Genomic DNA, 12072 nt, shown 5'->3' with positions numbered 1-12072 from the left:
GCTTTCCCAGGCCGTGCAGGTCATTGCTTGGATCCCGTGCCAATCGGGGCGTGGCGCGTCTGGGCCGCTCCTGCGGTCCGGCGTTTTTGTCACACCCCCCTGTCATGCTGTGGGTATGGGAAACAGTGTGGCTGCTGCGGAGGTGTTGGAGGCTATTGGTGCCTCTGCCTTAGCGCTGGCCGCCGAGCTGCGCAGGACCGCTGGCGCGGCTGTCCTTGATCCTGCCCCGGCGGGCGCTGATCCGTTGCCGCATCACGCAGACCCACTTGGGGAGCAGGCGGCTGCGTTCCTGGACGGCCTGACCGGGGTGGCCGAGATGGAAGCCCGGCTTGCGGCGGTGAAGGTGCAGTTTGCCGCCGGTTACGCCACGGCGGATGCGGCGATGGCAGGACCTGGTGAAAGCCCGCAGGACCTTGCCGTCCGGCAGATGTCCGTGACGGCGGAGGTGGCCGGTGCGCTGACCATCAGCGAGGGTGCGGCGGCACGGTTTCTGGTCGAGTCCGCCAGGCTGAGCACGGATCTGCCGCTGACGCTGGGAGCTTTGCGGGCGGGGAGCATTTCCTGGCAGCACGCCCGGGTCATGTGCGACGAAACCGACGGGCTGTCAGCCGAAGCCGCAGCAGCCCTGGAAGCGCACTTCCTGGATCCGGACGCTTCCAACCGGGCGCGGGGTTGCCCGGCGGGGGAGCTGACCCCGGCGAGGTTCCGCGCCAAGGCACGGTATTGGCGGGAACGGCATCATCAGGACAGCATCGAAACCCGGCACCGCAACAGTGTGAAGGACCGGCGCCTGGAGTACGTCCCGGCCCGGGACGGCATGGCCTGGCTCTCGGCGTTCCTGCCCGCGGACCAGGCCGCCGGGATCTGGAACCGCTCCACCGCCGCCGCACGCGCAGCCCAAGGCCCGACCGAGACCCGGACCCTGAGCCAGCTCCGGGCCGATGTCGCCGCCGGCTGGTTGCTCACGGCGGGCCCCGGGGCTGACGGCGCGCCCGCAGGCTCTGTACCTGCAGGTTCCGTGCCGGCCGGTGATGTGCCGTCCCCGTCGGCGCAGGTCCTGGTCACGGTTCCGGTTTTTTCGCTGCTCGGACTGACCGACGAACCGGCCACACTGGACGGGTACGGGCCCATTCCCGCCAGCATGGCCCGCCGGCTCGTCGCCGACGGCGCAACGTCGTTCCTGCGCGTCCTGACCGATCCGCGGGACGGGGCGCCGCTGGAGATCGGACGCACCAGCTACCGGCTCACCAAACCGATGCGCCAATGGCTGCGGCTCCGGGATGCGCGGTGCACGTTCCCCGGCTGCAACAACCACTCCCTGGACAACGACGCCGACCACATCCTGGCCTGGGCAGCCGGCGGCGGCACCGGCGTCGCCAATCTTGGCCAGCCCTGTCCCAAGCATCACCGCCTGAAACACACGACGGCGTGGAGACCGGTCGGCGCCACCCGCGAGAGCCCTCCCGGCTGGATCTCACCCGCCGGTCGGACCTACCCGGCCGAATACCAGGACTGGGAACCACCCCACTGGCCAGAACCGACAGCCGGTGCTTTGCCGGAACCGCCACCCGTTCAGGCTTTGCCGGAGTTGCCACCCGGTCAAGTCTGGTCCACGTCGTCGCCCGGCCTGGACGGACCGGAACCGCGATTCATCGAAGACTCTCCGGAACCGCCGGACTGGCACGCCCCACCGGATCGTCCGGACGTGCCCGGCGGCTTCGACGAATTCGAGGGCTACCCGGACGTGGGCGGTTACCGGTGCCCCGAGCCTTCGGAAGCTCCCGACGACATTGACGGACTCGAGAGCCCGACGGCCTTCGACGGCGTTGAACCACCGCTGCCCGTGGATCCATGGCCCTACTGGTCATCGTCAGCAGCAGCCTAGGAAGGCGCCTGCCTGTGTCAGGACCAACGGCTACCACCGGCACAATGGAAGGGTGACTTCCGTACCGCTCCCGCAAGACGCGCCACAGGGCACCGCGACTGGCTCCGCCCCCTTCGACCTGCAGGCCATCGGTGCTGGCCTGGTTTTTGCGGAGTCGATGGCGGAGCTGGCCGGGGTGCTGCAGACACAGGGGGCCGGGGGCGCCGCGGTGGTCCAGGCCCCGCCCGGCACCGGCAAAACGACGCTCGTGCCTCCGCTGGTGGCCAACCTGGCACAGGCTGCCGCCGGTAAAGGACGGCCGCGCATCGTGGTGACCCAGCCGCGCCGGGTCGCCGCCCGGTCAGCAGCTAGACGCCTGGCCGCCCTGGACGGGACGAAGTTGGGGGACCGGGTGGGCTACAGCGTCCGCGGCGAACGGCAGGCCGGTCCCGCCACGCTCATTGAGTTTGTGACGCCGGGCATCCTGCTACGCCGCCTGCTGGCTGATCCCGGCCTCGAGGGCACCGCCGCGGTGATCCTCGACGAAGTTCATGAACGCGGCCTGGAAACCGACCTGCTGGTGGGCCTGCTCGCCGAGGTGCGCCAGCTGCGCGGCGACCTCATGCTCGTCGCCATGTCCGCCACCCTGGACGCGCCGCGGTTCGCGGCGCTGCTCGGCGCCGACCCAAGCGCTGATCCAAGTGAGGAGCAACACGGGGAGGCCGACGGCGGCGGCCCGGCTCCCGTCGTCGACTGTCCTTCCGCTCTTCACCCGCTGGAAACAGTATGGGAGCCGGCGCCCGTGGCGCGGCTCGACCGACGCGGTGTGACACGTGCCTTCCTGGACCACGTGGCGGACGCCGCCGCGGAGTCCTACGCGGCAGCCCTTGCCGCCGACCCCGGCACCGACGCCCTTGTGTTCCTACCGGGCGCCTGGGAGGTGTCCCACGTTGCCGGCCGGCTGCGCACCCGGGTGGGTCCCGGCGTCGAAATTCTGGAACTGCACGGCCAGGTCAGTCCCGCGGCCCAGGACCGTGCCGTGTCCGGGCGGCAACCCCGGGATCCGGCCCGGATCATCGTTTCCACGGGGCTCGCCGAGTCGTCCCTCACTGTGCCCGGCGTCCGGCTGGTGGTCGACGCGGGTCTGTCCCGCGAACCGCGCCGTGACGCCGGCCGGGGCATGACTGGCCTGGTCACCGTCTCCTGCTCGCGGGCCTCTGCGGAACAGCGCGCCGGACGTGCTGCGAGGCAGGGGCCAGGGAAGGTGGTCCGCTGCTACGACCAGAAGACCCTCGGCGCAGCGCCTGCACACCAGACCGCCGAGATCGCTGTGTCCGACCTGACGGCTGCCGCCCTGATCCTCGCGTGCTGGGGCTCACCGGGCGGCCGCGGGCTGGCCCTTCCGGACGCTCCGCCGCAGGCCGCGATGGGCGACGCCGTCGAGGTGCTGCGCGAGCTTGGGGCCGTGGGCGAGGACGGCCTCGCCACGGACTTGGGCAATGCTCTGGCGCGCATCCCCGCCGACCCACGCCTCGGACGCGCCCTCCTGGTCGGGTCGTCGCTGCTGGGTGGCCGGCCGACTGGTCGTGCCGGTCACGGGACTGCCGGTCACGGATCTGCCGGATACGGGACGGCGGCGGAGGTTGTGGCCGCCGTCTCAGGGGACCAGCGCGCCACGGGAGCCGACCTGCCCCGGCTGGTGTCTGCCCTCCGTTCCGGCAACGATCCCGCCTCCAGACGATGGGCTGAGGAGGCGCAGCGGCTGGATAGGCTGGCACGCGAAGCGGCGGCCGGCGTCGGGCTTCCCTCCGTCGACGTTCCCTCCGCCGCAGTGCCGGCGGGAACCGCTGAACAGATCGGACTGGTCGTTGCCTTGGCGTTCCCGGACAGGGTGGCACGCCGCGTCCCCGGGGACGGGCCGGAGCGCTACCTGCTGACCTCCGGCACGCGTGCCGGCCTTCCCGCCAGCAGTCCGCTCGCCGGACATGAATGGCTGGCTGTGGCCGAGGTTGCGCGGGCGGACGGGCGGGACGCCGCCGGCACCGGCGCGGTGATCCGCTCTGCCGCGCCGCTGACAGCGGACACGGCCGAGGCCGCCGCGGCGCACCTGCTGTTCGACTCGGTGGAGGCAACGCTCAGCCAGGGCCGGGTGACGGCCCGCCGGGAGCGCCGGCTGGGCGCCATATCTCTTTCCTCCACGCCGGTGCGGGCATCCGCGGGCGAGGCGCGCGCCGCAGTGTCACGGGCTTTGGCGGACCAGGGGCTGGGAGCAATCGGATGGTCGACGGCGGCAGATGGCCTGCGTCGCCGGCTCGCCCTGCTGCATAAGGAACTGGGCGATCCCTGGCCGGACATGTCCGAGCAGGCGCTGCTGGCCCGGCTCGACGACTGGCTGGGTCCGGAACTGGAGGCGCTGGCCGGCGGTGCGGCAACCTCCGGAATTGACCTCACGGACCCGCTGCGGCGGCTCCTGCCGTGGCCCGACGCCGCCAGGCTCGGCGAGCTCGCGCCCGAGTTTTTGGAGGTGCCCAGCGGTTCCCGCATCCGGATCGACTATCCGGCAGCCGGGGACGACGGCGGCAGGCCCGTTGTCGCGGTCAAGCTCCAGGAATGTTTCGGCTGGGACCGGACGCCGATGCTGGCCGGCGGACGGACGGCGGTCCAGTTCCACCTGCTGTCGCCCGCCCGGCGGCCGCTGGCCGTCACTGACGACCTCGCCTCCTTCTGGGCCGGGCCCTACGCGCAGGTCCGCGCCGAGATGCGCGGCCGCTATCCGAGGCACCCCTGGCCCGAGGACCCCTGGACCGCGACGGCGACCGCACGGACCAACGCCCGGAAGTGATTATCCCGCGGCCTTCACACCGGTCAGCCGTGCGTACAGCGCCAGATGGGCGTCAACCATGCGTTCGGTGCTGAAACGGTCTTCGGCCTGGGCCCGGACGGTCCCGCGGTCCAGGTCCGCGGCGCGCTGAAGAAGGCCGGCCAGGTCCTCTGTCGAAGAAGCCAGGTAGCCGCTCACGCCGTCGTCAACAATCTCAGGTGCTGACCCCATGGGTGTGGCAACGACGGGGGTGCCGGTGGCCATTGCCTCGATCATCACCAGCCCGAACGGCTCCATCCACTGGATGGGGTTGAGCAGGGCGATGGCTTCACCGAGCAGGTCGTACTTCTCCGCGCCGCCCACCTCGCCCAGGAACTCCACCTCCGGACCCTGCAGCGGCTTCACCACATCGTGGTAGTACTGCACTTCGGCGGGTTCCCGCATCTTCGCGGCGATCCGCAGCGGAATACCGGCCAGTTGGGCCACTCCGATGGCCTCCAGCACGCCTTTGTCGGGGCACATCCGGCCAAGGAAACATGCGTAGCCTCCTTGCCCTTTCCCGACCGGAACAGCGGCCACCTCCATGCCATGGGGGATGATGGCCGCGACGCGGTCCGCCAACACGCTGCTGACCTGGCTTTTGGAGATGGCGATCAGCGTTGTGTCCCGGGCTGCGGCGCCATAGACAGTGGCAAACGCTGGGTTCAGGTCGCTGTGAATAGTGGTCACCACCGGCAGCCCCTCGGGTCGGCCCCGGTAAAGCGGGCCTGCAAGGGTGTGGTCGTGGACCAGGTCCACCATGCCGTCCATCCCTGCATACGCGTTGATCACGTGGCTGAGTTCCGAGGACGTGAACCCTACGAAGTCGGGCTCGGAGATGCGCATTCCAGGGAGCTGAGCCACCGGGCAGGTACTGTCCGCGGCGGCGGCGAGCAGCACCTCATGGCCTGCCCTGGAAAATCCCCTGGCCAGGGCATCGACCACCAGTTCGATGCCTCCGTACCCGGTCGGGGGAATCGGATACCAGGGCCCCGCAATTAGACCGATACGCATCCGCAGCTCCCTTGTTGTCCGGATGTACCGGGACCGTTTGACTCCTGAGTCCATTCGGTTGTGGGTGGCACCGAAAGCCGGAGCTACGGTGCCATATTTGTTGGTGCCGTGTTTGTTACTGCGTCATCAGCCGGGCCAGCGGCGGCCGCGGCTTATGCAGCAGGGTCAGCCCCTCGCGCAGCCCGTCAATGGTCCCTTCCGTCCCCTCCGCGCGTAAGGTGAGCCGTGCAGAACCCATCAGCACGTGGTCCGCCCGGAAGCTGCCGAACTCAGCCGGAAGCACGGGGGCCAGGCAGACCTCTTCGCGGGGAATCAGTGGATCGAAGCGCAGCAGGGTCCGCATCAGGTGCACCGGCGCGGCTGAAGCCCAGGCCTGCGGCGAGCAGGACGTGGGAAAAGGGACCGGTTCGGGGAAATCGTCCCGGGCGAACCCGCAGAAGAGTTCCGGCAGCCGCCCGTCGAACTGTTCCGCCGCGTCAAACAGACCCATGGCAACGCGTGTGGCTTCCTCGACGAACCCGTACCGCATCAGTCCGCCGGCTATTAGGGCTGTGTCGTGCGGCCACACCGAACCGTTGTGGTAGCTGACCGGGTTGTAGGCGCCCATGTCGGAGGCGAGGGTACGGATGCCCCAGCCCGTGAACATCTCCGGCGACATGAGCCGCTCGGCCACCAGGGGCGCCTTGTCAGTGTCGACGATGGCTGACCACAGGCAGTGGCCCATGTTGGAGGTGCAGGCATCCACCGGACGCTTGTCCTTGTCCAGGGCCACGGCGAAGTACCCCTTCTTGGGAAGCCAGAACTTCTCGTTGAACTCGGCCTTGATGTCGGCGGCCCGGCGGTTCCATTTGGATGCAGTCTCGTCGTCGCCCAGCTGCTGGGCGAGCAGCGCGCGTCCAAGGTAGGCGCCGTAGACGTAGCCCTGCACTTCACAGAGGGCTATCGGGGCCTCTGCCATCCGGCCGTCGGCGAAGTTGATGCCGTCCCAGGAATCCTTCCAGCCTTGGTTCAGCAGGCCGTGCTCGTTGGCGCGCTGGTATTCAACGAAGCCGTCGCCGTCGCGGTCGCCGTAGTGCTCCACCCATTCCAGGGCCCGGTCCGCATGCGGGAGGAGGGAGTCCAGCAGGTCGCCGGCAAGCCCCCAGCGTCCCAACTCCGCGAGCAGCGCCACGAACAGGGGCGTTGCGTCGGCGGTGCCGTAGTACGCCTGGCTGCCCCCGAGCGCCAGCCCGGCGGTGACGCCCAGCCGCACCTCGTGCAGGATCCTGCCCGGTTCCTCCTCGGTATCCGGATCAACTTTTTCTCCCTGCAGCGCTGCCAGCGTCTGAAGGGTTCCTGCCGCCAGCTTCGGATCCACCGCCAGCGCCATGTAGGAGGACAGGATGGAGTCCCTGCCGAACAGCGCCATGAACCACGGGGCGCCGGCGGCAACGGCGGCCCGCTCCGGGTGGTCGGGGTCGAAGATCCGGAGGGCGCCCAGATCCTCCTGGCTGCGGGTGAGGACCTTTTCCACGTTCTTGTCCGTCACAGTGAGCTTGGGAACATGTTCCTCCCAGGCGGCGTAGCGCTGCGCGCCCACGTGCGGAGCCGTCTCGTGCGTGAAGGGCTGTTCAGGCCCGGTGCCGTCCACCAGGGGCGTGGTGAACACGCTGGCGGTCCAGGTGCCGCGGGCGGCCAGCTCAGCGTCGAACGTCAGGGCATCCTCGGATACCGTGGCGCCCGCGGCGCTGATGACCACGCCGCGGTGGACCCCGTTGCGTACGGCGTCAATCTGCAGGGCGTCGGCCCGGACCTTTCGGCTGTGCTCGGCGGACGGCACCACCTTTCCGCCTTTGACGTCGAACAGGTCGCTCAGGTCCGCATCCACCCTGATCTGGATCCGGCAGGTCCGCGGCTGTTCCGAATAGTTGTGGACCTTGATGTCGTCACGCAGGCCGGGCCCGACCTGCCGGCTGTGCACCACCACCAGCGGGCTCTCCACCGCTCCGTTGGCCCCGCGGGGCCTGCCGACGAACACCGCCCGGTAGGGCTCACGGGTCTGGCCGGACAGCGGTTCCAGCGGAACGCCGTCGACCGTTAACTGCCAGCGGGACAGAATCCGGGTGTCCTGGTAGAAGGCGCCCTGCGGCTGGCCGGGGAGTACGTCCCCGCTCTCGGCCGAGATGCAGAAGGAGGAGCCTTCCACCACGGTCACTGCTGTGAGGCCGGAGGACCCTGCACCGATATTTTCATTCCACGCACTCATCGACCGCTCCCTGGCGACTAGTCGGATGGCATGGGCCGGCCCTGCGGCCACGTTATCCATCGTCCCCCTGCCGGCATGACGCCGCAACGGGTTATTGCCTGCCAGCAGGGCGGGACCGGAGAGCCGCGCGTCGGACTGGCGCTGAGGGGCCGGACCCCTTGCTGAACAGCGGGTTTAGGTGTCGAATCTTCTTACCAAGGCCGCGTGGCGGCTCACGACTAACACGCCGGGAGATGGTCATGTCGGTAAAAGGCACTAACGGCCGGAGCAAGGGTCCGGGCCGCGGCAGTTCCGATCTCCGGCGGGCGGACGCGTCGGCCGGAGGGCCCGTGGACAAGCCGGAGGGCATCCGCAACGTTGCGCTGGTGGGGCACTCCGGGGCCGGAAAAACCATGCTGCTCGAGGCCCTCCTCGCCGCCGCCGGGACCATCCCGCGGATGGGCTCCATCGTTGACGGCAACACGGTCAGCGACGCGGAACCGTCCGAGATCCACCAGCAGCGCTCCGTGGTCCTCTCCGTGGCGCCGCTGCTTTACGACGGCGTGAAGGTGAACCTGCTGGACACCCCGGGCTACGGCGACTTCACCGGCGAGCTGCGGGCTGGGCTGCGCGCTGCGGACGCGGCACTGTTCGTGGTGTCGGCCGTGGACGGCGTCGATGCCGCCACCACCGCGCTGTGGGCGGAGTGCGCGCAGCTGGATACGCCCCGGGCTGTGGTGATCACCCGGCTCGACCACCCGCGGGCGAATTTCGACGCCGCCCTGGCCGCCTGCCAGGGGGCCTTTGGCCAGTCGGTGGTCCCGGCCTACCTGCCGGTCCGCGGGAACGGCAGTGTTACGGGACTGCTGGGGCTTCTGTCCGGGCAGGTCTCGGAGTACGACGGCGAATCCCCGGAGCCCGCGGTCCGGGACGCGAGTGCCGACGAGCTTGCCGCCGCGGAGTCCGAGCGCGGCACGCTGATTGAGGGGATCATCTCCGAGAGCGAGGACGAGTCCCTGATGGACCGCTACCTCGGTGGTGAGGACATCGACGTCGAAATCCTGGTGAGCGACCTCGAAACGGCTGTGGCGCGCGGATCGTTCTTCCCGGTCCTGCCAACCTCCGCCGAAACGGGCCTGGGCATCACCGAGCTGCTGGACATGCTGACCCGCGCGTTCCCGACACCCCTGGAGCATGCCGTCCCGGAGGTGACAGACCTGGCCGGGGAGCCGGCCGGTCAGCTGTCCTGCGACCCTGCCGGGGCGCTGGCAGGCGAAGTGGTGCGCACCACCATGGACCCGTTCCTGGGGCGGGTCTGCCTGGTGCGCGTCTTTTCCGGAACGCTGCGCGAGGATTCGGCCGTGCACGTCAGCGGCCGGGGCCTGGCCGAACGCGGCCACGAGGACCACGACAGCGACGAGCGCCTCACCCACCTCTACTCGCCGATGGGGGCAAGCCTGCGTCCCGTCCCGTACAGCGTGGCCGGCGACATCTGTGCCATCACCAAACTGGGCAGTGCCGAGACGGGCGATACCGTGTCAGCGAAGGATGCCCCGTTGCTGATCACCGCCTGGGACATGCCGGAGCCACTCATGCCGGTCGCCGTCGAGGCCGCCACCCGCAGCGACGAGGACGCCCTTGCCAAGAGCCTCGGCAAGGTGGCCGCCGGCGACCCGACGCTCAGGGTGGAGCGGAACTCGGAAACCCACCAGCTGATCCTGTGGTGCATGGGTGAGGCCCACGGCGAGGTGGTCCTGGACCGGCTCCGGGACCAGGGCGTGAAGCTGCAGACCGTGCCCGTGGTGACGCCGCTGCGGGAGACCTTCGCCGCCCCGGCCGCCGGGCACGGACGCTACGTCAAGCAGTCCGGCGGCCACGGCCAGTACGCCATCTGCGACATCGAGGTGGAGGCGCTCGATCGCGGGGCGGGCTTCGAATTCGTGGACAAGACCGTGGGCGGAGTGGTGCCGAACCAGTTCATCGGCTCGGTGGAGAAGGGCGTGCGGGCGCAGATGCAGAAGGGTGTGTCCGCCGGGTTCCCCGTGGTGGACATCCGGGTGACCCTCGTGGGCGGCAAGGCCCACAGCGTTGACTCCTCGGACGCCGCCTTCCAGTCGGCCGGCGCGCTGGCTCTGCGCGAGGCCGCAGCCGCCGGCCGCATCCAGCTGCTGGAGCCTGTCTCCGCCGTCACCATCAGCATCCCGGACGAGTACGTCGGTTCGGTCATGAGCGACCTGTCGTCGCGTCGTGGCCGGCTCACGGGCACGACGTCGTCCGGCGGGGACGCCACGGAAGTCACCGCCGAGGTCCCGGACGGTGAGCTCCTCCGCTACGCGGTCCAGCTGCGGGCGCTGACCGCGGGCACGGGCCGGTTCCGCCGCAGCTACCTGCGGCACGAACCCGTCCCGGGCAACGTGGCGCCGGCGGCGGCGAACGCCTGAGGGCACCAGACATAACGCCCTCAGGCATCGACCGAGGGCGCTACGTATCTGCTGGTCCGCCTGGCGCGGGCGTTGATGTGCCGGGGACGGCTAGCGTGCCCTGCCGTCGGCTCCGGCCTTCGTGGGCGCTGCCACAGCAGCCGGCGCCATGCCCAGGAGCCCGGCCGCGATCCGCGCCCCGATCATGGCCGTGGGGAGATTGATGTTTCCCCTGGTGATGCTGGGCATGATGGAGGCGTCGGCTACGAAAAGCCCCGAAACGCCGTGGACTGCGCCGGTGCTGTCAACCACGGCGGTTTCGTCCGTGGCCGGGCCCATCTTGCATGTCCCCGCAGGGTGGCAGTAGTTCACGATGTCATCGAGTGGTTCTGTCTTACCGGGAACGCGATCGCCGAGCATGGCGGCGAGTTCGGGCACCTGCACCATTTGCTCCATGAGGTCCAGGGCCTCGGAGAGCACGGTCCGGTCGTAGCCGTCGGGGTCTGTCCCGTAGCGGTGGTCAATGACGGGGTTGGTGATGTCCAGTTCGGCGTTGAGTGTGACTGATCCTTCGGAACGTGCGCGCATGGCACCGCCGTAGAGGGTGATCGGCGGCAGGCCGGGGTGTCCGCTGTTGGCGCCGGCCACCATGAAGACGTGGATGTCGTACGGGCCGGCATCGCACCTGCTTGATTTTGCCCGCCCGACAGTCTGCTCGTCCGGATTCCAGGGGAGCCTGGCGAGGTCTTCGACGAGCCCGGGCCGGCCGGCGAAGTCGAGCTGGACGCAGGAGTGGTCGAGCAGGTGTTTGCCGACTCCTGGCAGGTTTGCCTGGACCGTCAGCCCAAGGGCGGTCAGTTCGGCCGCCGGACCGACGCCTGAGCGCAGCAGGATCGCGGGGGAGTGGTAGGCGCCGGCGGCGACGACGACGCGGCTGGCTTTGATGTGGGCAACACCAGCGGGGGTTTGGACGAACACTCCCTGCGCGACGCCGTCGGCAATGTCGATGCTGGTGACCTGGACACCTCCGGCGATGGTCAGGTTTTCCCGCTCCCGGACCGGATCCAGGAACGCGAAGGCGCTGTTCCACCGGACCCCGTCGACGACGTTGACCGGCATGGGTCCGATCCCCTCGGCAGCTTCGAGTTCATCGAGGTCGTCGGCAAACGGCAGTCCTGCGGCAACGCCCGCGTTGACGAATGCCTTCTGCGGCGGCGTGAGCTCGTCCATGGTGTACCTGCGGACGCGGAACCGGTCCCTGACCCATTCCAGAAGCGGCGTGACCTCCCCGGCTGACCATCCGGGATTGCCGGCGGCGGCCCATTCGTCGTACTCATGGCGTGCGCCGATGGATGCGGTACAGCCGTTGTGGGCCGAGCAGCCGCCAAGGATGCGTGCTCGGGGCAGGTCCAGGACGCCCTCGCCGGAGGAGCGGCTGGCCCTCAGGTCGTAGTCGTGTGAAAGCGGAATCGACCGGGCGTCGAGCATGTCGGCGGGCCACTGGCCCAGCTCGCGTGCGCCGTAGTCGGGGCCGGCCTCAAGGAGAAGGATGGTTTCGTCGCTGTGCGCAGCGAGCGTCCCGGCGAAGGCGGCTCCGCCGGTTCCACCGCCAATGACGACGGTGTCTACGGATGAGGGGAGTGTATGGGGCATGTCAGGTCCTGTTGTTGAGTAGGGTTGTCGGTTGTGG

General features: G+C 69.6%; 6 protein-coding genes. 3 read left to right on the top strand and 3 right to left on the bottom strand.

Annotated features, from left to right (window positions below; all coding sequences use genetic code 11):
* Nucleotides 1–115 precede the first annotated feature (115 nt).
* Complete coding sequence (locus ACFQ50_RS17130; protein WP_377996843.1) at nt 116–1885, top strand: DUF222 domain-containing protein; 1770 nt, start codon at nt 116–118, stop codon at nt 1883–1885.
* Nucleotides 1886–2042: 157 nt separating this feature from the next.
* Complete coding sequence (gene hrpB, locus ACFQ50_RS17125; protein WP_377996846.1) at nt 2043–4706, top strand: ATP-dependent helicase HrpB; 2664 nt, start codon at nt 2043–2045, stop codon at nt 4704–4706.
* On the opposite strand, the gene ACFQ50_RS17120 is transcribed toward hrpB, so the two are convergent.
* A complete protein-coding gene (locus ACFQ50_RS17120; protein WP_377996842.1) occupies nt 4707–5738 on the bottom strand; it encodes a glycosyltransferase family 4 protein in 1032 nt (343 codons plus the stop codon).
* 115 nt (nt 5739–5853) lie between these two features.
* The gene (locus ACFQ50_RS17115; RefSeq protein ID WP_377996841.1) at nt 5854–7983 is read right to left on the bottom strand and encodes a glycogen debranching N-terminal domain-containing protein; all 2130 of its coding nucleotides are present in this window, start codon (nt 7981–7983) and stop codon (nt 5854–5856) included.
* A 239-nt stretch (nt 7984–8222) separates the two neighbouring features.
* Here ACFQ50_RS17115 and ACFQ50_RS17110 point away from each other — a divergent pair, with 239 nt between their 5' ends.
* A complete protein-coding gene (locus ACFQ50_RS17110) occupies nt 8223–10403 on the top strand; it encodes an elongation factor G-like protein EF-G2 (protein WP_377996840.1) in 2181 nt (726 codons plus the stop codon).
* A gap of 90 nt (nt 10404–10493) precedes the next feature.
* On the opposite strand, the gene ACFQ50_RS17105 is transcribed toward ACFQ50_RS17110, so the two are convergent.
* Nucleotides 10494–12035 carry a GMC family oxidoreductase gene (locus ACFQ50_RS17105; protein ID WP_377996839.1) on the bottom strand — a complete coding sequence of 514 codons (1542 nt, stop codon included), beginning with the start codon at nt 12033–12035 and terminating at the stop codon, nt 10494–10496.
* Nucleotides 12036–12072: the final 37 nt, after the last annotated feature.

Source organism: Arthrobacter sp. NPDC056493 (assembly GCF_042795115.1).
In the GTDB taxonomy this organism is placed as follows: domain Bacteria; phylum Actinomycetota; class Actinomycetes; order Actinomycetales; family Micrococcaceae; genus Arthrobacter.
The sequence above is the reverse complement of the archived record's forward strand: the minus strand, read 5'-3'. Positions and strand labels throughout refer to the sequence as shown.